Genomic DNA, 24949 nt, shown 5'->3' on the forward strand with positions numbered 1-24949 from the left:
CAGTGGCCCTTGACTCGTGTTTTGGTACCGGTCCTCGGGGCGATTGACGGACGTCATCATTCTCGCCGGGATTCAGAGTTCCCGACAGGACTCACTGTCGCCGCCATCGCCATTCGGGGCGCTCCAAAACATCCCGCAGGATGACGGCGGTGGCCATCCCCTCCGGAGTGCTGAATGTATTCAGGAGAATCTGAGACAGCGGGTGAAACGGAGCCTCCGTGGGCACGGCAGAGGGGGGTGTGGAGACGCCCTCAGCGATCGTGGGTACTGCTTCCGGCGGCTGCGGCGGCTGAGCCTCGTAAGCCACAGGCATTTCACGCGCTGGTGTTGTCGGTTTGCCTGCAGGCTTGTGTGCGAATCCTTCCTCTGAGACTCCTTTCTGAAAGGTGTGCGCCACATGCTCCGCAATGGTTTCCTCGCCCCGGTTATCGGCAAGTGAGGCCGTCACGACATCCCCAGGCGATGGTTCTGGCAGTCGTGTGGATGGGGCTGTTCGGCTGGAACCCACAGATTGGGTACGAGGTTTTCCCGGCGGCTTGGGACGAACCTGCGGACGTTCGATCGTGGTACGCGGCGGCTTCTGTTCGGCTTCTTTAAGAAGGACATCGATATTATCGTCCGGAGGCCGGGGACGGCGAGCTCGTTTTTGCTGCTCGCGCTTGAGCGCTTCCTGCCGGTTTTGGATGATGGACCCAACTATCGAGAGAATAATAATGATCAGTGCTACAATGAGCTGCGTGAAATCGGCCAGAATGAAAATATGACTCGGTGCCATGAATTTTCAGCTCCTGTAGGACAAAGGATCACTGAACAAGCCATGCAGTTAACCGGCCTGCTGCGGCCGAACCTGCTGGGTAACCGGGACACCCATCCGGGCGATTGCCGACCGCATCTCGGTATCCGCCTGGATATTCTTCAACCGGTAATAATCCATGATTCCCAGTTTGCCTGACTCGAACGCTTCCGCGATGGCTCGCGGAACTTCGGCCTCGGCCTCCACGAGTCTTGCCCGGGCTTCTTCGATCAGGGCCAAATTCTCCTGCTCGGCGGCGACGGCCATGGCCCGACGACCTTCGGCCTTGGCCTGTGCCACCCGCATATCAGCTTCTGCCTGATCGGCCTGAATCCTCGCGCCAATATTCTGGCCTACGTCGATGTCGGCAATGTCGATGGAGACAATCTCGAAGGCCGTCTGGCGGTCCAGGCGTCGCGCCAGCACGGCCTTGGAAATCCTGTCGGGATTTTCTAGAACCTCGTAGTGGCTTTCAGCGGAGCCGATGGCGCTGACGATGCCTTCACCTACCCGGGCGATGATGGTTTCTTCCGTGGCCCCGCCGATCAACTGCAGAATGTTTGCCCGGACAGTCACACGTGCCTGCACTTTGAGCTGGATGCCGTTGCGGGCGACGGCTTCCAGGGCTTCCTTGCCGGAGCCCTTCTTGGGGCAGTCGATCACTTTGGGATATACGCTGGTCTGTACGGCCTCAAGAACGTCTCGACCTGCCAGATCGATTGCCGTGGCCAGCCGAAAATCAAGCTCCGTCATTTTGGCGTTCCGTGCCGCGATCATAGCACGAATCACTTTGTTGACGTCGCCTCCGGCCAGATAATGGGCCTCCAGCGCTCGCGTGGTGACGCCGTCTTTCTCTGTGATGCCGGCCTGCACCGCCATAATTTTTGCACGAACAATCACCTCGGGCCGGACTTTTCTAAACGTCATACCCAGCAGGTCGAGGATTCCGATGCGGGCCCCGGTCGTTTTCGATTGAATCCATAGACGAAAGAACTTGAAGAAAACCGCCAGAAACACCAGTGCCACGATAATCGCGGCAAGGATGAGCACGAAGCCGATAATCTGGAAGATATCTTGGTTTTGCTGGGCAATCGGGAGCATCTCGCAACCCTTTCCTTGTGTTCTCGGCAGACAAAAGCTGAACATGCAGTGCTACATTGCGGTCATCAACAGCTTTCGCGACAGCTTTTCAATTCTAGCCACATTCCGTTGTCATTGAGCCCCACCAAAGTCAATTCCACCCGTCCTGAAGCACGTTTCGTGTTTGATGGGTATTCGACTCGTTCTCACGCAGTAGCAAATGGATCCAGACCAATTTCGTCGATCGGCTTTTCACGCCAGTTTTCGCCGGGCTGTTGCTCCGGCTTCTGGTCAACAGGCTGTTCCCCCTCTTCGAGTTTGCGGACCGTAATCCAGGAACCAAAAACGTTCACCACACGCACCCATTGATCCGCTTCGATCGGAAAACCATCGCTGACAGCATCATAGGACCGGCCATCGATGACGACCACCCCCGCGGGCAACATCGGACTTTTGGTTTTGCCCACCCGTCCCACAAGGCTCCGCAACTCGCGAAGCTTGGGATTATCCGGGAGACACGCCTCCACCTGGGGCGGCGGAAGCATCACCCGCTTTCCTACCGGTGTTTTGGGCCAGAGATAAACCGCCAGAATGACAAACGCAGGGATACCGAAGACGCTAACAAGAAGCAAAGCGACGCCCAAACCGGTGCTGTACATGAAACCGGTGGCAATTGCCCCCACGACAGCACACAAGGAGAGGAAAGTCAGAATGCCGTGAGAAACAAAAAACAGCTCAAGAATAGCCAGGAACAAGCCTGTCAGCATCAGCAGAACCGGCCAAAGCCACGTGTTCATCCATCACTCCCTCTTACCACCCACCGGCCCGACAGGCAGTATCAAACGGGCATTGTTTCCGCACTTTTTCCATGCCAGTCGAAGGCCAGTGTATCACAGTGATGCACGTCGAGCAAGTACGCAATGCGGTGCGTTGACCTATGAGGTGGCATTTCCCCGGAAAGTGTCGGCAGAATGTGGAGGCAAACCTGCCCTGCCGCAGTCGCCTGCCGCTGTACGCGCCAGACGGAGAAAACAACGTGAAGAAACAGTGAGCACTTTACGGCACTTGGGGACGAACATAGACACGGTTGCCACGCACCTCGGTGACCACGACCGGAGTGCCCGGATCGATCGGATCTCCATCCTGCGAGATAACGTCGAGAATTCGCTGGCCGAAACGGGCCTTACCGCTGGGTAACAACTTTGTGACCGCGACGCCTCGTTGCCCCACAAATGATTCGTCAATGTCCAGAAGGCTTCGCCGTCGAAGCATATCTTCCGCCTCATTTTCGGACGGAGGAGCAAGCATGAGGTGCTTAAGACCAGGAGTTTTAGGCAGCCACCGATTGATGAACGCCAGGACCACGCCGATTCCGATCGCTGCGAAGAGAAGAATCAAAAGGGACTTTTGGAGCTGAAGCCATTGGTAACTATTTTGCGGAACGATGAACGTTTGACTGGCCAGCACCAAAGAGGCCACAATCAGCAGTCCGCCCCCCAGCCCGAAGATGCCGAAGCCGGGTAGCACAAAGATTTCCAGAAGCAGGCAGCTAGCCCCCAGCAAAAAGAGAAGGACCTCCAGCCACCCGGCCGTCCCTCCGAGAAACCGGCTCCAGAAGAACAGCACGAAACACACCGCCGCCAGGAATCCCCCGATTCCGATTCCCGGTGTCTGTACTTCCACGAGTAAGGCCACCCCGCCTATGATCAGGAGAAGCACGGCAATATACGGCGAAGAAAGCGCCCGCAAGAGAGTATCCACCCAGGTGGGTTCCAGAAGAGCAGGATCGTTTTCCAGCCCGTACAGTCCCTTGAACTCAGCGAAGCTTTCGACGAGGTCCCGTGACAGACCGTATTCTACTGCTTTCGCGCCGTCCACCTGCAAAGGTTTACCTTTTTCTTTGACCAGGTCTTTTTTCTCCCACTCGTTTTTGTCGGGTAACTGCGCCCATTCCTCCTCCGACATGTAGTCAGCAAAATCGGGCATCCCCTTGCGCACGTATCGGAACAATTCGACATTGGGGTCTACCAGCGAAAGGGGGAGCGACCAGGTGCGACCAGTGCGTTTGGCGATCACTTCCCGCACGACGCGCCTGATTTGGAGAAGGTCATCCTCGGTAGGCACCGCGTTTCCTTCTCCCCCCAGCAAGGCTCCGGGAGCCATAATGATCTGGTCGCAGGCGACGGCGATCAATGCGGCGTCCGCCAGCGCGCGGGAGGGAATATAGGCAACCGTTCGAACTTTTTGCGAATCCAAATCGGCAGCTAAATACGAAGCGAGTTTGAGTGACTCACGTGGCGAACCTCCCTCACTGTTGATTCGAACACAGACGAAGTTGGCCTCTTTTCGCTGCCTTGCTTCTTCGATGAGTCGTTGAGCACGCTCGACCAATGCTGGAGTGATGGGGCCCTCGATGAGGACCTGAACAGCCCGCCAGTGATCCGCGACGAATCGCTCTTCCTGGACGAGATTGGCGCGAAGTCCCAGGGCGGCATAGAGTTCTCGCGCATCGGCAACGGTGCTGCTGATCAAATCCAGCGCCCGCGATTCACGACCCGTCAGCCGCCCGAGCTGTCCCGCTGGAAACACTACACTTGGAGCGCCGCGTAAAGTCCGCGTTTTTCGTATTTGCTCCAGCTCATCCGGTGTGACGAAGAGCCGTTCGGTATCGGTCTCGACCTGGAGAACGGTTCGGGACGGATCCAGCATTCCCAGTGCCACCGCGACGGGGATACTGCGGCGGCGTTCGGCGATGTGCCGATAGGCGCTTTGCATCGGGGGCGTGATCCGCCGCTCGGCAATCCCCGCAGCACCCCATTCTGCCTCCGGGGCCATGTAAATCTCGTCACACGCAATGATGACGAGCACGGCGTGGCCCTCCGCTCGATAAGGAATGTAGGCCACGGTTTTAATGCCGGAAAGGCTCTCGCTCGTGAGAAAATCTGCAAGATCATAGCAGGCTCCAAATTCACTTCGTGCCGCGTAGGCCTCTTCACCCTTGTTGGTATCGAATCGCAGAATGAAAACGAGTTTGTCTTTTTGACCTTTGAAATTATCGATCAGCCGGAGGATGAGCTGCTTCACCCGGGCACCACTTGGACCGGTGATAGGCAATTGAATGGGGATCAGCCGGCCAATCATCCCGGGACCGACGTTGTCCCCCTCTTCCCCTGGGTCGGAAGGGGGCCCGTCACCGGATGGGGCTTCCGCGAAGAGGACTGCTGGAAACGTGGCCGTGATGGAGGCACGAATCTGAGCGAAACCGGCCTGCTGAAACGCGCCGATTCCCACAAGCGCCGTGACAGGGATTAATAACGCCAAAAGATGGCGCACGATCCATCCTCCTCCGAAAAATCGTCGCTCGTTTGTCCGTAACCCCTGCAAACTCATGCGTGGTCCGGAGGCAGGTTAGCCTTCTGGCGACCTTGCTTAAGCTCCTGCTGCGCGTCCTGGGTTCGGCCCCCTACCGCCTACCATTGTAGAGGGTGACAGGTTGTTTGAGCAGCCGTCATGCTGCTGGGTGTGGGACAGAAAGGTTCCAGACAACGCCTCACGCGGCGTATGCAAGAGATGGTTGTCACAGATTCTCGGCCGGAAATTCCGAGAGCACACCGGAGAATGGGTTAGGGATTCCATTCTGCGGATACGCCAAACCGCATGGGTTTCGCCCCGCTTTGGTGTGCCCCCATATCAGGAGCCTTCCCCGTAAAAGGTGGAGAAAAGTTGGGGATAAACTCCCCGGCGCCGCGGCCGGGTGAATCCGGGGCAAGCCGAAAACTCCCCATTTTGGTATCAAGGTTCAAACCCGCCCCTTTTTCATAGACTGGCACGCCGCGGATTCCGTGGGCCTCATGGCCTTCTGGGACTCGACCGTTATAAAGGTCGTAGTCGAAGTCATTGTCCACGTTTTCCCGAGCAGCACTGATGCTTCTCTGCTCAGGGGACATCACCTGAAGAATATTGTTCCGGGAGACACAGTGCTTCACGATTCGGTTGCCTCCTAAGCCGCCGGTTGGTATGAATGGCTCGCCAGAGAATATGGTGTTATGGAATATGTACATGTGACCTGTCATCCAGTCTTCGCTCCCGGCATAACCCATTTTCAAAAAGTAGCCGCCAGTGTGGTCCGGTCGCCATTGACTGCGGGCGACAACGTTCTGCCAGACATAAAGGGGCCCAATCGAGGTTGGGGCGTTACCGATCATCATCATGCACTGCGTGATGTAATTGCCCCATACCCGAACGTTCCGGTTGCCGCCTTCAACTTCCAGGCCATCGTCCCAGCAATGGCTCACAAAATTGCCGTAGATATCGGAATCCGGGCCGGGCGCACCACGGAAACTACCGTTGCTTCCGCCCCCGATCACATCGTTGAACATGTGATCCAGATCGGAGTAGCACTCGTTGTAACGGATCACGTGATTGCCCGCAGTATCAAAGAACGAAATGCACTGCGGGCCTTGCGGATGCGTGGGGTATTTTGGTTCGTACCATGTGTTTGTATCGGCAAAGGGATGGTGCAGTTTGCACCTTTGAATGATCACCCGTTTCACATTGCGGTTCCGACAGAGAATGGCGGCATCGTAATCAAAGCCAAAACCAGTTTCCGGATTGATGCGCCCCCAGTCAGAAATGTCACAATTTTCGATGACGATGTCGTGACCGTCGTCGATGCGAATCGCACCGATGGGCGACCGCCTCAAATTCTCGCGGGAACCGGCCCCGCGCAGGACGAGGTTTCTCACAATGATATACGACCCGGAGATCGTAATGCATGCGTCATGGCGATGTCCCACGTCGATCACGGCCCCTTTACCATCATAAACGCGGTAGGCATCTGGTCGTCCGGACTGGGTGATGTTGACCGGGCTTGTACCACCAGTCAAGACAACGGTTTCGCCCTCAGGAAACTTTTCATCCCACGTGCGTGCCACCAATCGGGTTGACGTGTCGGTGCCTTCCAACCGGAGCTCGATTTCGTAAGCGGTATTTGGCCGAAGGTTCACGATGCTCCCACGATAGTCAGCCAAGTCTTCATCTGTGTTCGCGATGGGGTTGTATTTCATGGGGAGTCCGTCTTGCCACGCGTTTGTGCCTGCCTCGCGGAAGCGTATGAAGACCCGCCGGTCGGCAGCACCACCGGGAGGTGACCAGTAAACTCCTACGCAATGAAACGTCGGAATGGCAACGGGATTAGCGCGGGCCGGTGATGACTCTTCAGCCGACACCGGCACACCCACAATAATCGTTATGATCAGGGCCAGTTGCCAAGAAATGAACCGCACCGTCGAAGAACACATAACCCGGCTCCTGAAAAACCTCTGGCTGGCTGGTATGAAGTTGGTAGGACCTAAACTGCCAATCGCCACAACCTGGTGATCATTGTCTCGAACATCATTTCTTGTGGCAAGAGTACAGGCGTCCTTTCGCCGTTGATTCCACTCCCTTAGACTGACTGACAGTGGACCCGGAGACGTGGCGGTTAATTCAGAACTTTCGGCAGAATATAACAAGGACCCAGAGAAAAAGAACCTGATAAACTGCCAGGGAGAGATAGAAACCATGCACGCGATGATTCTCAGGGAAATAGCGCAGGTCAACGAGGATTCCCAACCTTTGACGCTTGCGGAGTGGCCAGATCCAGTGCCAGGCCCCAAAGAGATTCTCCTCGCCGTGACGGCCTGCGGGGTGTGTCACACCGAGCTGGACGAAATTGAAGGTCGCGCTACACCGGCGTTTTTACCGATCATCCTGGGACATCAGGTGGTAGGTCGGGTGATCGCGATCGGGCCTGAGGTTGAAACATTCTCGATAGGAGACCGGGTGGGCGTAGCCTGGATCTTTTCGGCCTGTGGACAATGTACCCAGTGCACGTCGGGCGAAGAAAACCTATGCCGACAATTCCGCGGGACCGGGAGGGACGCGCATGGCGGATACGCGGAAAAGATGATCGCCCACGCCGAATTTGCCTACCGTTTGCCCGACTCATTGGCTGATCATGAAGTAGCCCCCCTTCTGTGCGCCGGTTCAATCGGATATCGCGCATTTCGCTTGACGAAATTAAAAGATGCAGGCCGGTTGGGGTTAATGGGGTTTGGGGCCTCCGGGCACCTCGTGCTCAAAATGGTGCGCGCCCATTGGCCGAAAATCGATGTGTATGTTTTTTCCCGCAATCCAGCGGAAAGGGCCCTCGCCCACGAACTGGGCGCCGTGTGGGTCGGAGATATCGCCGACAGGCCACCAGAGCTTTTGGACGCCATCATCGATACCACACCTGTATGGCGGCCTATTGTCGAGTCGCTTGGTTCCTTACGTCCCGGTGGCCGGCTCGTGATTAACGCGATTCGCAAAGAAGAGGCAGACAAGGAGGCACTTTTGCGCCTTTCCTACCCGGAGCACATCTGGATGGAAAAAGAAATTAAGAGTGTGGCCAATGTCACCAGGCGCGACGTGATCGACTTCCTTAAATTGGCCGAGGCTGCAGCAATCCGACCCGTGGTGCGCGAATACAGACTGGAAGAGGCTAATCGGGCACTGCAGGATTTGAAATTTGGAAAGACACCAGGAGCAAAGGTTCTCCGCATTAGCTGAATGAATGAGGAGCGGTATCGTTCACCGCTTAATTTCCTGCAGGAAACGCTGCACCGCCCAGGCTGCCTCGATTTCCTCGACGATTATGCAGTTGGCGCCGGCCCGTTCCAGTGCACTTCGGTGGCTTTGATATCGGCAACGGGCGATGATGGTGGCTCGGGGGTTGAGCTGCCGGGCCGCTTTTACAATCGCGATGGCGACTCCGTCATCTGGCACACACACGACGACCATTGCTGAATCCAGGATTTCTGCTCGCTGAAGGACGTCCGCTTCCCGCCCGTCGCCACAGATGGTGCGAAAACCCTGCTGAGCGAACGGTTGCAGGTTGAGTGGGCTTTGATCGACGAGGCACACGTCCATTCCCAGCGTCTCCAGATAAGCGGCGATATGCCCTCCCATAGGACCAGCCCCAATGAGGACCACTTTGGGCAGTTCGGAATCGCCGCTGGCTGTACGATCCGGCTGCCTCTCTGCCACCGAACCGCGTATGATGCGAAATCCCCAGTAAACCAAAACAGGCGTGGCCATTAAATTGGCGACAGCTATCAGCATGAGCGCATTGTAGAGGTCGCCGGAAACAATTCCTGTTTGTCGCCCATTCCACAGCAGGAGGAACGACAACTCACCCATCTGGAAGAGCGTCGCACCCAGTCCCACCGCTGATCGCCAGGGAAGTCCACTCCATCGCAGGGCGAGGACCAGTGATGCAGCTTTGGCAACAAGACAGAGAGGACAAAAAATCAACGTTCCCATCGTTATTTCATGCAATTCCTGGAGATTAAGGTATGCGCCGAGACTGATAAAAAAGATAGCCCCGAAGGTTTCGCGAAACGGCTGGGCAAGGGCGTCGAGCTGTTTCGTCATGCGATTCCCATTAAGGACAAGTCCAGCCGCCAGGGCCCCCAATGCTACGGGAAGATTCATCACATAGCTCAAGTAACCGAACGGGGTGAGAACAAGCAGGGCGAAAAGGACCGCAATCTCCGTGCTCCTCAGCCGCCCAAGCCCGGGGACAATCCACCGGGCAACAACCAGACGGAGAATCGGGATTGCCAAGATCAGTGGTATTGCTAACAGAATTGAGCTTATTGCAAATGAAACAGCCCCACTGCCGTGCCTTTCACTTGCGGCCATCCACATCACGACCGGAAGGATGGCTGCATCCTGAAAGAGCAGGATGCCAATCGCGCGGCGGCCTGCGGGGTGTGTTGTATAACCCCATTCTGTGAAAGCCCGGAACACGATAACTGTGGAACTCACGGCAACGCTCATGGCCACCACAATGGCCGTTGCCGTTTCGATTCCAAACAGCCGGCACAAAATCACTATCACAAGACAGCACAATCCCACTTGGATTGTGCCGTTGGTCAGGAACTCTCTCCAGGAATGACGCAATTCTTCCAGGGACAGCTCAATGCCGATCCCGAACAGTAAAAAAAAAAACCCAATCTCGGCAAGTGACTCAATCTGATTACCGGGACCAATCAAATGGAATGCGCTGGGACTGATAATGGCACCTGCCAGCACATAGCCGGGTAGTATGGGAATTCTGCACAGGCGACATGTCGCACCGGCCAGAATCCCCACGAGCAGAATAACGATAAGTTGCGGAATGAACGACTCCACGCTGGAAACCGCTCCTTTTAGTGTTTGTAGAGATGGTCCGAATCATTTCTCAAAACGCCATCACGTCCATGATACACCGGGTTTGCAAAAATGAGTGGCGCGGTGTGGTCAATTTTGTCGAATCTGGAGGCAGAGGACAGCCGGGCAAACCGGAAATAGATGCGTTCCTTGGGAGGTATTCGACGAAAAATGACTGGCCGGTTGCGACCTGCTTTCAGCTTTATTTCGGAACGTACCGCAACTTCTGGATTCTTGGACTTTTGGATTGTTGAGGATTGACGCATCGGGAGTACCGGCCTAGACTATTCATAGTTGGAGAGTCGCATGGTGCGCCTGGCGCGACTGTTTATCGCCGCTTGGATTCTCATCGGCTGGGCACCGCATGGTGTGTGCGGTGTCGAAGCCTATCTCTTGCCACAGGCCGCCCCTCCGGTCACAACGATGCCGACATCCCAAGGTTCCGGCTGCCCCTATTGCGGCCGAAACCAGGTATTAGGGGGAGCTCCTGATGGAGGAGGGAACATTGCGGACTCTTCTTCGCGGCAATCCTCTTCCGAATGTCCCACTGAACCTCACAATCCGCATCCGTGCTGTCACCCGCATCCCGGAATTTTGAGCCCCGACTCATCGCTTCAGACTGTGGCTGATTGGCAGGCGAACACCGTGGCATGGTTCGCGTGGGACGAGACTCAATGTGTGGCGGGCATGCTTCATGAACAGCTCACGTTGGCCGAGAATCATCTTACGCCAACCTGGCAAAATGTGCCCCTCTATGTAGCGTGCTGTTCTTTTCTCATCTAATGCGATAATTCGGCTGGCTTTTCTCGGTTCCGTGTTGGCCACATCGCGCTAAATCCTGTTCCGCAGGTTAACATTCCTCGCTCTCCGGACAGCCGTGCTCGGCGCAATCGCTCTGGAACGTGAGTGTTACGACACTCACTATTTCCAAATGGTCAAGGAGAGTCTCGTGTATTCTAGTTGGTTGCAGAATCGAAATTCCACAAGAATACACGTCGCCGGTAGATCGGAAAAAATCGCCAAGGAACTGACATAGGTGACCATAAAAATCGATTTGACGCCGTCAAAAAACATACGGATATTCTGAAGGAAAAATGGTGCCTTTGATCACTTCGGAAACTCGTGAGTAAAAGGGAGATTTTACCGAGTCCGAAGTCATGGTCCGCCAGCTCGACCTGGGCTGTGAAATACTGCAAGACTGTAAAGGAGACGAAAATGAGCGAGCATAATCGTTCCGCTTATCCAGAAGAACAGAGTATATCGGCTGAGGTGAGACCGTCTCGCGAGGAGAGCGACGCCTTGCCCCAGAAATTGGAAAGATCGTCCCCACGTCGAATACGCCGGTGGTTGCTCGTGATTGCAATTATTGCGGCGTTCGGGGTTGGTTGGGGCGTTGCTCGGCTGATGCTGCATCAACCCGCCGGCCGCACGGCGTCCCAGATTAACCAGGTTCAGGGAGAAAAGAAAATCAAATGGTGGACCTGCGCTATGCACCCCCAGGTGCGCCAGCCCGACCCGGGAAAATGCCCGATTTGCTTCATGGATTTGATACCCGTTTATTCAGAGGAAGAAACTCCGTTGACGGTGCGCCAGATCCGTATGACACGGGAAGCCGTTGCACTCGCCGAGGTGGAAACAGCTCCGGTCCGCCGTATGTTTCCTACCCGTGAGATCCGGTTATGGGGAAGGATTGATTTTGATGAAACGCGTCTGGCGACTATTTCGGCACGATTTCCCGGGCGTCTGGATCGCCTTTATGTCGACTACACGGGTGTACCCGTCCGATTGGGTGACCACCTGGTGGATATTTACAGTCCTGATCTGGTGGTGGCCCAACAGGAACTGTTGCAGGCACAGATGTCGCTGAAATCAGCCGCACCCGGCAGTGCCCAGTACACCGTCGCATCTTCTCTGTTGAAGAGTTCGGAAGAAAAACTGCGGTTGTGGGGTATCCTTCCGGATCAGATTGAAGAAATTAAACAACGTGGATTCGCGACCGATCACGTGACGCTCTATGCGCCGATAGCGGGTATTGTGATCAATAAACACGCCAAAGAAGGGGATTATGTCAAAACAGGAGACCCCATTTATTCCATTGCCGACCTGTCACAGGTTTGGGCCGTGTTCGACGGTTATGAGGCGGACATCCCGTGGTTGCGGTATGGGCAGACCGTCGTCTTTGAAACAGACGCCTTTCCGGGCGAAAAATTTTCCGGACAGATTGCGTTCATCGATCCAACACTCCGAGAAGCGACACGCACGATCAGAGTCCGAGTTAACGTGGCAAATCCTGGGGTGCGTTTGAAGCCCGGGATGCTGGCACGGGGTTTGGTGGAGGCGCACCTGGCGGCTGGAGACACGGTTTTTGAACCCTCTTTGGCTGGAAAGTGGATCTGCCCCATGCATCCCGAGGTGATTTCGGACTCTCCAGGGAAATGCACGCGGTGCGGCATGGATCTGGTCCGCGTCGAATCGCTGGGATACGTGGCGATGGATGAAAAACTCACTCCCCCGCTCGTTATCCCTGCCTCTGCACCGTTGATCACGGGTAAACGCGCGCTTGTCTACGTGCGGCTTCCGGACAGTCAAGAACCCATCTTCGAAAGTCGCGAGATTGTGCTCGGTCCACGAGTAAAAGAGGGATATATTGTCCACAGTGGTCTGAAGGAAGGAGAGTTGGTGGTCGTCAAAGGCAACTTCAAAGTGGACAGCGCCGTGCAACTTGCCGGAAAAGCCAGCATGATGCATTCCGTCGATCAGCCGTCAGAGCCCCCTGCCTCGGAAGGACGCGTCGTTAACTCGGCTGGCGATCCTGTGCTCGCCCGGGCACTCCAAGGTCTTTGGGCCCCCTACCTCAGCATCCAGCAGGCGCTTTCGCGCGATGATCCGGCCGCGGCGGCCGCGGGATTCGCCAGAATCGGCGCGCTACTTCCCAAGCTTCTCCGCGCCGACCTTCCGGCGCAGGAGCGGCAACTCCTGACCGATATTCTGACGCATCTGCAAGCAGCTTGTGAAAAGGCCCGGAATGTTCAGGACATAGAGATTTTGCGATCTGCGTTCGGACAACTTTCCCAATCCCTGATCGAGGCAGTGGAAAAATTCGGCCATGCACATGAGAGGCCGCTCGTCATTGTTTTTTGTCCAATGGCGTTCTCCAACCGGGGGGCGGAATGGTTGCAGGAGGGGGAGGAAGTGGCCAATCCTTACTTTGGAGACCGAATGCTTCGCTGTGGAGAGGTCAAGAAGCGAGTAGCGCCACTCGCCAGCAGCGAGGAAGCACTTCCTGGGAATGGCGATTCCCGGTCTCAGACGCGATCGTCTCCAATCCATCAACACTAAAGCGGAGACAATGCTTTACCACGTTTTCATTAAAGTTGATAACATTGACAATACTCGACTTTCGTTGTATGTGGTTATACGGAGAGGAATACAATGAATGACAACAATATTCCCTTCACATCAAAATTCATCGATACAATTATTCGATTTACCCTGGACAATAAACTTGTGGTATTTCTCATCATCACGGCGATTGTCGTCTGGGGACTGGCCGTGATGCCGTTCGACATCAACCTCCCCTGGTTGCCGCGCTCGCCAATTCCCGTGGATGCGTTTCCCGATATTGGCGAAAACCAGCAAATTGTGATCGCGGAATGGCCGGGGCGAACTCCCCAGGATGTCGAGGACCAGGTCACATATCCACTCACCGTCTCTCTGCTGGGAGTTCCCGGTGTTAAAACAATTCGCAGTTCTTCCTATTTCGGATTTTCGATGGTGTATGTCATCTTTCGGGATGACGTGGACTTCTACTGGGCCAGGTCACGAATCCTGGAACGCCTTCCCGTCGCGCAGAAATCACTTCCGCCCGGGGTCAATGCAACGCTAGGACCGGACGCCACAGCGCTGGGGCAGGTCTTTTGGTACACGCTGGAAGGCCGCGATCCCAAAACGGGCCAACCGGTTCCCGGATGGGATCCCGAAGAGCTGCGGTCGATCCAGGACTGGCAGGTCCGGTATGCCCTTCAGTCGGTAGAGGGGGTGGCCGAGGTCGCTTCAGTAGGCGGGTTTGTTCGCGAATACCAGGTGGATGTGGATCCTGAACAGCTTGCGCATTATGGTGTCACACTGGAACAAGTATTGGATACGGTGCGCCGTTCAAACCTCGATGTGGGAGCACGAACGATAGAAATTAATGGTGTTGACTATATGATCCGCAGCCGAGGCTTTATTCGCAGTGTAGAAGACCTGGAAAATGCAGTCATTAAGACCTATCGAGAGGTTCCTATTCTTGTCAAAAACGTCGCTCGAGTCACCCTGGGACCGGCCATGCGCCGGGGCGTTCTCAACAAAGGCGGCGCGGAGGCCGTGGGGGGCGTGGTGGTGGTTCGTTACGGCGAAAACCCGATGGAGGTCATTAAACGGGTCAAACAGAAAATCGCCGAAATTGCTCCCGGCCTGCCTCGGAAGAAGCTGTCCGACGGACGGATTTCGCAGGTCACGATTGTGCCGTTCTATGACCGCACGCAGCTTATTCAGGAAACTCTGGGGACGCTGAGCGACGCGCTGAGGCAGCAGGTGATTGTGACGATCATTGTCGTGCTTATCATGGTTAATCACTTTCGGTCTTCTTTTCTCATTTCAAGCTTACTACCAATGGCTGTTTTAATGTCATTTATTGGTATGAAACTGTTCCATGTTGATTCCAATTTAATGTCACTTGCCGGGATTGCTATCGCCATTGGCACGATGGTCGATATGGGGATCATCCTCACGGAAAACATGCTCAAACATCTGGACGAAGCGCCGCCTGACGAGCCGCGCAAGGAAGTGATCTTTCGGGCGGCATCCGAAGTGGGGCGGCCGGTGCTGACCGCGATAAGCACAACGGTGCTGGGGTTTCTGCCGGTGTTTGTCATGACCGGACCGGAAGGAAAGATGTTTCGGCCACTTGCTTATACCAAGACATTTGCGTTGATAGCGTCGGTCATCATTGCCCTTACGCTTCTGCCGCCACTGGCACATATTTTGTTCAGTGTGAGAAAACCGACACGTTGGCTGCGTCTGGCGGCTGCCGGAATTGTGCTTGTGGGAAGTGTGATCGCCGGAGCAAACCTGGGATGGTGGCTCGTCGTGGTGGGGATGGCGTGGGCCGGTGGGTTCCTGGTTGCAGAGTTCGCCCCGCCGTGGGAGTTCCGCTACCGGCAGTTTTTGACCCTGCTCGCCGCTGCCGTGGCCATTAGTATTTTGGCGGCGGACTGGTTACCACTTGGGCCAGGAAAAGGACTAACACGAAATATCATTCTTGCGGGTGGAGTCATTACAGGCTTGTTGGCTGTGTTTCTTGTATTTCAGAAGTGTTACTCTGTTTTCCTGAGGTTTTTCCTTAGACACAAGCTTATTTTTTATCTCTTTCCAGTTAGCAGTTTGCTCCTGGGGGCGTGCATCTGGCTTGGGTTCGAACGCGTGTTTGCCTTCGTACCGAATATTCTCGGGCGGATGGGCATTGCTAGGGAGAGGGTGCTGGAAGATCCTATTTGGGTTTGGGCACGGCATGAGTTTCCCGGATTGGGTCGGGAATTTATGCCTCCGCTTGACGAAGGTTCGTTCCTGCTGATGCCCACGGCCATGCCCCACGCAGCCCTGGCCCAAGCGCAAGATTATTTGGAAAAACAGGTCAAACTTGTGTCCTCCATCCCCGAAGTTGACGTGGTTGTGGGAAAAATTGGCCGAGTGGATAGCGCTCTGGACCCGGCGCCCATAAGCATGATCGAGACGGTGATCACCTATAAGCCGGAATATATCGTTGACACAAATGGCCGCCGATTAACATTTAAAGCGATTGAAAAAAACGGTCGTCTGGAATTTATTCGGGATTCCCAGGGAAACCTCATTCCGGATCCGCGAGGCTGGCCGTATCGCCAGTGGCGGCCGGAAATTCGCTCGGCAGACGATTTGTGGCGCGAGATCGAAAGAACGGCACGCCTGCCAGGTCTTACCGCTGCTCCGAAACTCCAGCCCATCGCTGCGCGCATTGTGATGTTGCAAACCGGCATCCGGGCGGCAATGGCGGCGCGGATTCGCGGAAACAATTTGGACGACATCTACAAGGTGGCCCTTCAGGTAGAAAACATTCTCAAAGAGGCACCGGGGGTCGATCCCAAGACCGTGTTCGCCGACCGCATGATCGCATCTCCTTACCTGGAGATTGTCCCCCGACGGGAAGACCTGGCGCGATACGGCGTGAAAATGGAAGAGTTCCAGTACCTGATAGAGACTGCGGTGGGCGGTGAACCGCTGACCACAACTGTGGAGGGCCGGGAACGGTATCCGGTCCGCGTACGCTATTTGCGGGAACGTCGCGATTCTATTGAGGAACTGAAACGCATTCTCGTGACCACGGCGACCGGGGCCCAGGTTCCGCTGGAACTGCTGGCCGATATTCATTACGTGCAGGGACCGATGGAAATTCGTTCCGAGGATACAAAGCTCGTGGGCTACGTGATCTTTGACAAGCAACCAGGTTATGCAGAAGTGGACGTGGTGGAAGCCTGCCAGCGTTTATTGCGCCAGAAACTGGAAAGTGGTGAACTGGTCCTGCCCCCGGGGACAGAAATGCCGACATTCATCGGCTCGTACCAAAACCAGGTTCGTTCCGCGCGTACTCTAGCGGTGGTGATTCCGCTGACCTTCTTTATCATTTTTTTAATTCTCTATTTTCAGTTCAGAAACGTCCTGACCACATTTATTGTGTTTTCTGGGGTACTGGTCGCAGCATCGGGCGGTTTTCTGCTGCTCTACCTCTACGCACAACCGTGGTTTGCTGATTTTTCAGTATTCGGTGTCAATCTGCGAGATCTTTTCCAGATGCGGACGCTCAATCTCAGCGTGGCCGTATGGGTCGGGTTTATCGCGCTGTGGGGAATTGCCACCGACGACGGTGTGGTCATCGCCAGTTATTTGGATCAGTCGTTTGCGGTCCGGAAGCCGCGCACCGTAGAAGAAATTCGCGAGGCGACAGTAGCCGCCGGGTTGCGCAGGATCCGGCCGTGCCTGATGACCACAGCCACCACCGTTCTGGCACTTCTTCCTGTTCTCACGAGTGTCGGCCGGGGCAGCGACGTGATGGTTCCCATCGCGATTCCTTCATTTGGTGGCATGCTCATCGAGCTCATGACGCTGTTCGTCGTGCCGGTTTCATACTGCTTAATGAAAGAGATCAGTCTAAAAATGGCCCATATGATCCGATTCGAGAAAGAATCAGCCGAACAGGAGAATGTAAACGGCGAAAATAATTCTACAGTTGGTAATCAGCAGGAAGTTGGCCCCTGATTAACCGGCCTTTAACCGTCTAATTGTTGGGGCCGCTGAGGGAACCCAAACCAGGTGGCCAGAAGAACCTGATTTTTCCATAGAATCCAGGCTGCCACTCCCACCGTGGCTCCACCAAGATGGGCCAGAGCGGATACATCGCTGAGCCCGGACAATTGTGAGTACGCCATGATGATCTGGAGGAGAATCCATGCCACGAGTCCCCAGATAGCGGAAAATGGAAGCCAGTACAAGTAAAAGAAGTATCTCAGGAAAATACCGAGCTTCGCTTTGGGGAACTGAAGCCCATAGAACACGATGACTCCGGATATTCCCGCGCTGGCTCCCACGCAGGGAATATCGGCACGCGGATCGCCCAGGGCATGGAAAAGGCTGCCTGTCACATGGGCCAGAATAAGCAAGGCGAGATAAAACCATCGGCCGACGTGATCTTCAACATTGTCCCCAAAAACCAGAAGAAAATACATATTCCCGATAAGATGAAATAGCCCGCCGTGTAAGAAGAACGATGTAAGGAGCGTCAGGCCTCCCAAACGAAACGGCTGTGCCGGAATAAATCCGAGTTCCTCGACAAAAACATTCAAGTTTTGGAGAGAAAAGAGAAAGACAAGCACACACGCCGCCACCGTTCCCCATGTGAGCCAGGGAATGCTTCTCAGCGTTGGGCCCTCAACTTCCACGGGAAGACCGAAAAGCGCGGGAATCCATTGCCAGGGTTCCGAGGGCAAATCCTCGCTTGTTGCCTCGCGCCGGGCAATTTGCTCGATTTTGGCGCGGGCAATGGCTTCGCGTGCTGCTGGAGAGAGTTCCTTCTCAGGGGGACTGACGGAGGGAGGAGCTTGCGGCAGCGCCTCCCACTCTGTGCGGTCGAACCATGCAAGATAACAGTTTGGACAGATATCGATAGGGATGGTGTGCTCATTGTGAACGATGGGGACAACGGCCATGGGGCGGTGGCATAAGGGGCACGCACCGCCGTGACGGTCTTTCTGCTCCTTGGCTTGTTTCCAAAGCTGGATGGCGATGCTTTTGGGAGCCCGACCGCGTACCACTGCCCAGCTCGTTGCCCGACCCTTGCACTGGGGACAGAAGTAAGCCGTCCCTTGCGGAGTGCGGCCGCCTTTCAGCGGAATGTTACAACGCGGGCACAGGAGCATGGTTGCGCTCCTTGTTCCGATCTCTGGCCGCGCGATGATGAAAATAGGCTCATCGCCCTGCCAGAGCTCTTCCCGTCAAGGTGCTGGATTCATTTCCAACGTTTGGCAACTTCTTCCTTCATGAACCGCAGGCCATCCGCGGCGAGCTGGCGTTCCGACTCGTACATCCGGCGCCAGATCTTAGTGGCAGGAATGAGCTTGTCCAACGCCAGCCCAAACGCCTCGATGACCATCGTGTTGTTGTAGCCAATTTCGTGCAAAGTGTCGAAAGTTTCCTGCCATCGGACGTTTCCTGTCCCGGGGGTACTGCGATCGTTTTCCGAGATGTGAACGTGGACGAGGTAGTCCTTCAGGGCGCGAATGGCTGCCGGAATGTTTTTTTCCTCAATGTGGGAGTGAAACGTGTCATACATCATTTTGCATCGCGGATGGTTGACATCCCGGCAAAAACGGGCTCCATCGGCAGCGGTGTTCAAAAAGTAACATTCAAAACGATTAAGATATTCGATGGCGAGAGTGACCCCGACTTTCTCGGCATGTTCCGCGACCTCGCGCATCGCTTCCACACCCCATTTCCATTCATCTTCCGTGGGACCCCGGCCGGTGAATTCGCCGAGAGCCGAGTGAAATGGTCCAGCCATAATCTCAGCCCCGAGCATGGCGCAGCAGTCAAGATTCCGTTTGTTGGCCTCGATGCCCCGGCGACGGATTTCCGGATCAGAACTGATCGGGTTTGCGTCGGCTGTACGGATTGCCGTGGCTGTCCGGGCAAGCCCAAGCTCATCGAGACGTTTGGCCCACTTCTTGTAATTTGCATCATTGTCGAGATCAAAGACGGGAAGCTCAACGAGGTCGAAACCTAATTCTTTGACATCGTCGAGCAGCGGCAGGTACTCGTCGCATAAAGTGTCGGTCCACAGGAGTAGGTTGATTCCAAATCGCATGACTGTCCTCCCATTGTTTGTTGCACGACACGGCAGCGCCATCTCCAACCGCGTTCCGAAGTGTGTTCTTATTCTGCCATGGCTATGCCCATCCGTCCAGGGCCCGAAGGAGTTCTTCCGTATGGGCTGTAACAATCGGTCGCGATGCTTCGACGGCCTCCTGAAAGGAATCGGAAAGATTTGGCAGCCGCAACCGCCGCATGACCTGGTTGAGCCTTCGCAGCAGGCTCATATTGTCCGCATAATCGAAGAGGATTCTCTCCCTGCAAAACAGGCGGATAAAGTGCGCGAGTCCACTAACCGATTGACCAAGAATTTCGCCTGTTGCCCACTCAGTCCAGTCCGGATCCACGCTTTCTAAATCGGCGTAGTACCGGGAAACGTCCGCCTGCCGGGTCCGAACGAGTTGGGCGTCGAGCAGGACCTCCACCAGAAGATGGGAAAGAAAAACTGGAGGAATCCCCACACCATTGAGAAACGGGCGGACCTCCTGAAGCACCGCAACAAGACAGCGGGAAAAGGCCTCGCAATTATGAAAGCGGCTGTCATCCTCAAGGTGTTGCTTGATTCCTGCCATCAGTTCTGAAATATTCTGGTCCGCATGAAGAGCTGCTGGATCGAGTCGTTGGGGCCGAAAACGGAGACGTCGATTGACCACGGAAAGCCAGTCCGGAAGCGCTGTGCCCGTGACAAATCGCGGTCGACCGATGAATCTAAAAGCGTGAGCAAAATAGTTCATGGTGTTTTAGTGTTCAGTATGCCCTGGGCTGGGCCTCAGGTGATGGGATACACTGGGAAAAAGCCAAACAAAAATGTTTTGGGCTTTGCCGTGCCGTTGCGACTGACTTCGAACATGTTATCATATGCCGCAGAGTAGCTGTTCACCACAGTGCGCCAGTGGGAGGTTTCACGCCATGTTCCGAGCAAGCTTGCGATTTACCGGCTTTTTGGCTTGCTTTATTGCGGTCGGTTTTACCGGCGGTCTTTTGACTGGAGGAGAGGTCGGACAAACTGTTCGGCGGCCGAATATCCTGTGGATTTGCTCGGACGATCACGCCGCGTACGTCACCGGCTGCTACGGCAATCGAATCGTTCGCACACCGCACATTGACCGCCTCGCCGCTGAAGGTATTCGATTTGACCATGCGTACTGCAATTCTCCCATTTGCACAGCCTCTCGCCAGTCCTTCATCACGGGACGTTATCCGCGGAGTGTGGGTGTGACTTTGCTGAAAACACCGCTGCCGCAAAGCGAGGTCACACTGGCGGAAATGCTCAAGGAAGTCGGTTATGAGACGGCCGCGTTCGGCAAGATGCATTTCAACAGCTCGCTGAAACATGGATTCGATTTACGCCTGGACTTACCGGACTGGCAGAAGTGGCGTAGAGAACAGCCGCCCCGCCCGCTGCCTGCCGGACTGAACGTTCTACCCCCATGGCGGCCGTTCAAGGATCCCGCACGCATTTGGCTTAACAGCATGTGCTGGCCCTACGGAGCGTGGGACAGCGAGATGTCAGGAACGTTTTTCGCCCAGAAGGCCGCGGAGTTTCTCGCCAGTCCGCACGAAAAACCATTTTTCCTGATGGTCAGTTTCTACGAACCACATTCTCCGTTTCATTTTCCCGTGGAATACCGAGGGCGCCATCGGCCGGAGGAGTTCACCGTTCCGGAAATGGGGCCCGAGGATGACGACCAAATCCCCGCCATTTTTCGCGATTTGACGGATGATGAGAAACGTGGAATCAATGCGGCTTATTACACCTCGGTGGAGTTCATGGACAAAAACGTGGGAATTGTGCTCAAGGCGCTGGAAGAAAGTGGTCTGAAAGACAATACGATTGTCGTGTACATCGGAGACCATGGCTACATGCTCGGTCATCACGGGCGATTTGAAAAACACTGCAGTTATGATCCGGCGATTTCCGCGCCGCTCATCATGCGGTATCCACCTGTCATCAAACCGGGAAGTTCTACCAAGGCGTTTGTGGAGTTTATCGATATCGTGCCTACCATTCTCGACTTGTGCGGAGTGCCCATTCCCGAGCGGGTTCAGGGAAAGTCGTTGCGACCGTTGTTGACGGGAGAAACCAGCACCCATCGGCCCTACGTCATTGTGGAATATGCGCACAACGATGAGATTTGCCTGCGTGACGAGCGCTACAAACTTGTATATATCCGGGGTAAAAGAGTGCGGGACGACGGTTACGACCCGGGGCGTCCGTTACCAGGCGTCACGATAAAACTCTTTGACCTCGCGAGTGATCCAGGCGAGTTTTACAATCTGGCCAACCGGCCAGAACATCAAGAGCGGATCAAGCGGTATCTCGACATTCTCGCCGAACACATCAAAAAGACAGAGCGTCATCCGGAGCAGCTTCCGCAGACCAACGATCCACTCGAGATCATCGAATATGGGGTGCAACCGCATGATGTGACCAGTGCTGAGGAATAACCGTCGGGATGGGCATTGGTGACGAATAATCGGAAGTTTCAGGCAACGCGACAGGGTGTAAGCCGAATCACTCCTCCGCATCCAGTTGGACCGGAACGTCCAGCGTGCGCCCCTGCCGTATTATGCGAAAGATCGCGGTTTCTCCTGGCCGTTTCGTGTCGAGAATACTCAACATATCGTCTACAGTTTTTATCGGTTTCCCATCGATGGCGATAACCAGGTCGGCTGTCGAACGGTCGATGCTGGTGGATTCAAAAACCAGGGGCCCCTGGCGGCGAGTTCGCTTGACTATGCGAAATCCCTGAAGCCCGGCTCTGTCAGCCGCACCACCCGGTTTCAGAACAGCCAGCAGCACCCCTTGATCCGTTTCCAGGACCTGAAGTATCCCGGCGTCGGCGCGAATCACTCTACCGGTGCGAATGAGCTGAGGAACCACCCGAGCAATTGTGTTGACGGGAATCGCAAATCCCACTCCGGCACTCTCTCCTGTTCGGCTGGCGATAGCCGTATTCATGCCGATCATGAGTCCATGACTGTCAAGAAGTGGCCCACCCGAATTTCCCGGGTTAATGGCCGCATCAATTTGGATCATCTGTTTGAGAGTTCGCTTTGTTCGCGGGTTGGGCAGGGAACGGTTGAGGCTTGAGATAATGCCTGTTGTGAGGGTTCGCTCCAGTCCAAAAGGATTGCCGATCGCGAAGACGCGCTGACCCACCTTCAGATCTGTGGAATCCCCGAACACGACCGGAAAGAGCTTTTCCGAGGGGGCGTTGATCTTGAGTACGGCGATGTCACTGGGGGGATCGGCGCCAACAAGCTGGGCGTCATAGGCCATCCCATCGAACAATGTGACCGAGATGGCCTGGGCGTTCTCCACGACGTGGTAGTTGGTCAGGATGTGTCCCTGACGGTCGATGACGGAACCGCTGCCTTCTCCCTCGGCAATGATATCCATGAAGAAAAAGGCACTGCCCTGGATGCTCTTCGTACGAATATTGACGACGCCTTTATTTGCCCGTTCGTAGACGCCGATATTGATCAACTCCTCTGGGGAATACTGTCCAACCGGGGGCAAAAACTGTTCCCAGGGGCTGACGGTCTGTTCGAGCGCAATGGTTGCTGTTCCGCTGGGAAGGTTACTCTGGGAGTACGTGCTGGACTGAAGCAGTTGTCCAACGAGGCCCGAGCGAGCGCCTGGTACGCCCTGATTTTGCGCCAGATGAACAGGCAGGGCGTGAGGTTGGCTTTGGCCTCGCGCCGACAGAGTCCATGCGAGAAGACCTCCTGCCAAAGCACTCACAAGACAAGCAATCGCTGTCCGGTGCATGTTATCCTCCTCTCCGGTCGCTTACATGCCAAGGACTATTGCGGGGGACTCCTCAGACTTCTCCGGTACTGGGAGCAAACGATGGCTGTTTCCGCACATAAACAGTTTGTTTCACTTTAGCGGAGAGCATTTCTCCAGAAAAGGGTCACACTGCTGTTGCAGCCTCGGAAAGTTTGGCTAAGTTCCGAAACGATCGGAAGAGAGCTTAAAAAGCGGTCGCCCATGCGTTGCGAGAGTTCGGTGCTACCGCTCGGTGTGCTCCACAGCTTGTGGGCGATGGTGGCGATAAGCGACGGCGCTCACCCGGAGAAGCAGGCCGAATGCCGGGTTTGAGCGAGCAAAACCGGTATTCGGCAATCATTGAGAGAGCTGAGCTGCCGTTATGCTGGCCTTATGCTTTGCTTTCATATCGCGCAGAGATGACCTAGGCGATAGCAGTGCATGCGCCACAATTTGTTGTGGAAGGTTATTACTTTCGCCAAGATGTTGAGTGAGCATTGACACCAGCCGTACATTCGGTAGATTTTGCTTAGTTCACTCAAACAATTTCTACGGGTTGGAATTCCACGGAGGAAATTCCCCTCGCCATGACAGGGATGTCTTCCACATCTATTCCGAGCGTTCAGTGCTCGTCGGTTCCCGCCTCACGGCAACTCGATGCTCTTCGCGTTGATAGACTCCGTGGGCAAGTGTGCCCAACGTGTTTCCACCCGGGCGCGGCACAGGAAGTCGGCAGATTCTTCTTCGAGTGGCAACACAACGGCTCCAAGGTATCGGTTCCGGTCCACTGTTTTGTTGTTGACCAACAGGGAGGTGTTTTATGCGACGGAAGCCACTGATCGGCCTGAACATGGACTACCGGCCTGCGGACAAGGTCAATCCCGCAAAGGGAGAGATCTCCGCGGGCTATTTCGATTGCCTCATCCGGGCACAGGCGGTGCCTGTGGTGGTGCCTCCGTTAACTTCTCGGTCTGACATTGAGCGCGTTCTGGATACACTGGACGGGTTCGTTCTGATCGGCGGTGCCGATCTCGATCCCATTCGAGACGGTTGTTACCGCCACGCGCATACCCAGGTCATGCATCCGCGGCGGGAGGACTTCGACCGCATGCTGGCGAAGTTGATTGGGCAGCGTCGGATGCCTGTCCTGGGAATCGGGGCGGGAATGCAGCTCCTCAATGTATCCCAGGGGGGCACGCTTTCCCTCCACATTCCCGATGACTTTCCCGCGGCTATCCCCCACTGGGATCCCCAGGACCCCTATCACCGACACGGCCTTGTGGTGACCAAGGGCTCCCTCATCGATCGTGTCTACGGCGAGGGAGAAATCCGCGTGGCGAGTCGACACCACATGGCCATACTGGATCTGGCGCCTGTGTTCGAGGTCACGGCCCGAGCACCGGACGGGATTATCGAGGCCATTGAAAGTCGGGATCCCGACTGGTTTGCCGTTGGCGTTCAGTTCCATCCGGAGTGCGAAGCCGCGTCGGCGCTCGATATGCGCGTGTTTGAGGAATTCGTGGAGGGCTTGTTGAAGCGGTCGGGGAGACACGCCGCGACCGTTCACGCCTGACAAACGGTGGGCCGATTTCCCGCCTCTTGAGCGGTGTTGTGATTGCACCGCTGTGAGG

16 protein-coding genes are annotated in these 24949 nt (G+C 55.5%); 6 read left to right on the top strand and 10 right to left on the bottom strand.

Annotation, left to right across the window (positions count from 1 at the left end):
- Positions 1 to 91 precede the first annotated feature (91 nt).
- The 5 genes from THTE_RS14840 to THTE_RS14860 form a co-directional block, all read right to left on the bottom strand.
- A complete protein-coding gene (locus THTE_RS14840; protein WP_095416164.1) occupies positions 92 to 775 on the bottom strand; it encodes a hypothetical protein in 684 nt (227 codons plus the stop codon).
- A gap of 48 nt (positions 776 to 823) precedes the next feature.
- A complete protein-coding gene (floA, locus tag THTE_RS14845; RefSeq protein ID WP_095416165.1) occupies positions 824 to 1894 on the bottom strand; it encodes a flotillin-like protein FloA in 1071 nt (356 codons plus the stop codon).
- A 185-nt stretch (positions 1895 to 2079) separates the two neighbouring features.
- Positions 2080 to 2670 carry an NfeD family protein gene (locus tag THTE_RS14850; RefSeq protein ID WP_095416166.1) on the bottom strand — a complete coding sequence of 197 codons (591 nt, stop codon included), beginning with the start codon at positions 2668 to 2670 and terminating at the stop codon, positions 2080 to 2082.
- 259 nt (positions 2671 to 2929) lie between these two features.
- The gene (locus tag THTE_RS14855; RefSeq protein WP_157732135.1) at positions 2930 to 5206 is read right to left on the bottom strand and encodes an NfeD family protein; all 2277 of its coding nucleotides are present in this window, start codon (positions 5204 to 5206) and stop codon (positions 2930 to 2932) included.
- A 290-nt stretch (positions 5207 to 5496) separates the two neighbouring features.
- Complete coding sequence (locus THTE_RS14860) at positions 5497 to 7173, bottom strand: right-handed parallel beta-helix repeat-containing protein (protein WP_157732136.1); 1677 nt, start codon at positions 7171 to 7173, stop codon at positions 5497 to 5499.
- A 262-nt stretch (positions 7174 to 7435) separates the two neighbouring features.
- Here THTE_RS14860 and THTE_RS14865 point away from each other — a divergent pair, with 262 nt between their 5' ends.
- Positions 7436 to 8464, top strand: a complete 1029-nt coding sequence (locus tag THTE_RS14865) for a zinc-dependent alcohol dehydrogenase family protein (protein ID WP_095416169.1) — start codon at positions 7436 to 7438, stop codon at positions 8462 to 8464.
- Positions 8465 to 8485: 21 nt separating this feature from the next.
- Here THTE_RS14865 and THTE_RS14870 read toward each other — a convergent pair whose 3' ends face one another.
- Positions 8486 to 10090 carry a cation:proton antiporter domain-containing protein gene (locus THTE_RS14870; RefSeq protein ID WP_095416170.1) on the bottom strand — a complete coding sequence of 535 codons (1605 nt, stop codon included), beginning with the start codon at positions 10088 to 10090 and terminating at the stop codon, positions 8486 to 8488.
- 324 nt (positions 10091 to 10414) lie between these two features.
- Between THTE_RS14870 and THTE_RS14880 the strand changes: the two genes are divergently transcribed.
- The 3 genes from THTE_RS14880 to THTE_RS14890 all read left to right on the top strand — a co-directional run bounded on the left by THTE_RS14880 (position 10415) and on the right by THTE_RS14890 (position 17437).
- A complete protein-coding gene (locus THTE_RS14880; protein WP_095416172.1) occupies positions 10415 to 10891 on the top strand; it encodes a hypothetical protein in 477 nt (158 codons plus the stop codon).
- A gap of 432 nt (positions 10892 to 11323) precedes the next feature.
- Positions 11324 to 13447 (top strand): heavy metal-binding domain-containing protein, encoded by a 2124-nt coding sequence (locus THTE_RS14885; RefSeq protein WP_095416173.1) that lies wholly within the window; start codon positions 11324 to 11326, stop codon positions 13445 to 13447.
- 93 nt (positions 13448 to 13540) lie between these two features.
- Positions 13541 to 17437, top strand: a complete 3897-nt coding sequence (locus THTE_RS14890) for an efflux RND transporter permease subunit (RefSeq protein ID WP_095416174.1) — start codon at positions 13541 to 13543, stop codon at positions 17435 to 17437.
- Positions 17438 to 17448: 11 nt separating this feature from the next.
- Here the strand turns inward: THTE_RS14890 and THTE_RS14895 are convergent, their stop codons facing one another.
- The 3 genes from THTE_RS14895 to THTE_RS14905 all read right to left on the bottom strand — a co-directional run bounded on the left by THTE_RS14895 (position 17449) and on the right by THTE_RS14905 (position 20277).
- Positions 17449 to 18594 carry a rhomboid family intramembrane serine protease gene (locus THTE_RS14895; protein WP_095416175.1) on the bottom strand — a complete coding sequence of 382 codons (1146 nt, stop codon included), beginning with the start codon at positions 18592 to 18594 and terminating at the stop codon, positions 17449 to 17451.
- Positions 18595 to 18683: 89 nt separating this feature from the next.
- The gene (locus THTE_RS14900) at positions 18684 to 19538 is read right to left on the bottom strand and encodes a sugar phosphate isomerase/epimerase family protein (RefSeq protein WP_095416176.1); all 855 of its coding nucleotides are present in this window, start codon (positions 19536 to 19538) and stop codon (positions 18684 to 18686) included.
- Positions 19539 to 19620: 82 nt separating this feature from the next.
- Positions 19621 to 20277, bottom strand: a complete 657-nt coding sequence (locus THTE_RS14905) for a hypothetical protein (protein ID WP_095416177.1) — start codon at positions 20275 to 20277, stop codon at positions 19621 to 19623.
- A 175-nt stretch (positions 20278 to 20452) separates the two neighbouring features.
- Between THTE_RS14905 and THTE_RS14910 the strand changes: the two genes are divergently transcribed.
- A complete protein-coding gene (locus THTE_RS14910; RefSeq protein WP_157732137.1) occupies positions 20453 to 21991 on the top strand; it encodes a sulfatase family protein in 1539 nt (512 codons plus the stop codon).
- Between the two features lie 67 nt (positions 21992 to 22058).
- On the opposite strand, the gene THTE_RS14915 is transcribed toward THTE_RS14910, so the two are convergent.
- Positions 22059 to 23318: a S1C family serine protease gene (locus tag THTE_RS14915; RefSeq protein ID WP_095416179.1), complete on the bottom strand. Its 1260-nt coding sequence runs from the start codon at positions 23316 to 23318 to the stop codon at positions 22059 to 22061.
- 820 nt (positions 23319 to 24138) lie between these two features.
- Here THTE_RS14915 and THTE_RS14920 point away from each other — a divergent pair.
- Positions 24139 to 24891, top strand: coding sequence for a gamma-glutamyl-gamma-aminobutyrate hydrolase family protein (locus THTE_RS14920; RefSeq protein WP_095416180.1), 753 nt, complete (start codon positions 24139 to 24141; stop codon positions 24889 to 24891).
- Positions 24892 to 24949: the final 58 nt, after the last annotated feature.

The organism is Thermogutta terrifontis (assembly GCF_002277955.1).
Taxonomy (GTDB): domain Bacteria; phylum Planctomycetota; class Planctomycetia; order Pirellulales; family Thermoguttaceae; genus Thermogutta; species Thermogutta terrifontis.

Bases quoted from the DNA above. Each gene is read 5' to 3' on its own strand.
- THTE_RS14905 (WP_095416177.1), bottom strand. From the start codon at position 20,277: ATGAACTATTTTGCTCACGCTTTTAGATTCATCGGTCGACCGCGATTT.
- THTE_RS14900 (WP_095416176.1), bottom strand. From the start codon at position 19,538: ATGCGATTTGGAATCAACCTACTCCTGTGGACCGACACTTTATGCGAC.
- THTE_RS14850 (WP_095416166.1), bottom strand. From the start codon at position 2,670: ATGAACACGTGGCTTTGGCCGGTTCTGCTGATGCTGACAGGCTTGTTC.
- THTE_RS14885 (WP_095416173.1), top strand. From the start codon at position 11,324: ATGAGCGAGCATAATCGTTCCGCTTATCCAGAAGAACAGAGTATATCG.
- THTE_RS14915 (WP_095416179.1), bottom strand. From the start codon at position 23,318: ATGCACCGGACAGCGATTGCTTGTCTTGTGAGTGCTTTGGCAGGAGGT.
- THTE_RS14920 (WP_095416180.1), top strand. From the start codon at position 24,139: ATGCGACGGAAGCCACTGATCGGCCTGAACATGGACTACCGGCCTGCG.
- THTE_RS14910 (WP_157732137.1), top strand. From the start codon at position 20,453: ATGTTCCGAGCAAGCTTGCGATTTACCGGCTTTTTGGCTTGCTTTATT.
- THTE_RS14890 (WP_095416174.1), top strand. From the start codon at position 13,541: ATGAATGACAACAATATTCCCTTCACATCAAAATTCATCGATACAATT.
- THTE_RS14895 (WP_095416175.1), bottom strand. From the start codon at position 18,594: ATGCTCCTGTGCCCGCGTTGTAACATTCCGCTGAAAGGCGGCCGCACT.
- THTE_RS14865 (WP_095416169.1), top strand. From the start codon at position 7,436: ATGCACGCGATGATTCTCAGGGAAATAGCGCAGGTCAACGAGGATTCC.
- THTE_RS14840 (WP_095416164.1), bottom strand. From the start codon at position 775: ATGGCACCGAGTCATATTTTCATTCTGGCCGATTTCACGCAGCTCATT.
- floA (WP_095416165.1), bottom strand. From the start codon at position 1,894: ATGCTCCCGATTGCCCAGCAAAACCAAGATATCTTCCAGATTATCGGC.
- THTE_RS14860 (WP_157732136.1), bottom strand. From the start codon at position 7,173: ATGTGTTCTTCGACGGTGCGGTTCATTTCTTGGCAACTGGCCCTGATC.
- THTE_RS14880 (WP_095416172.1), top strand. From the start codon at position 10,415: ATGGTGCGCCTGGCGCGACTGTTTATCGCCGCTTGGATTCTCATCGGC.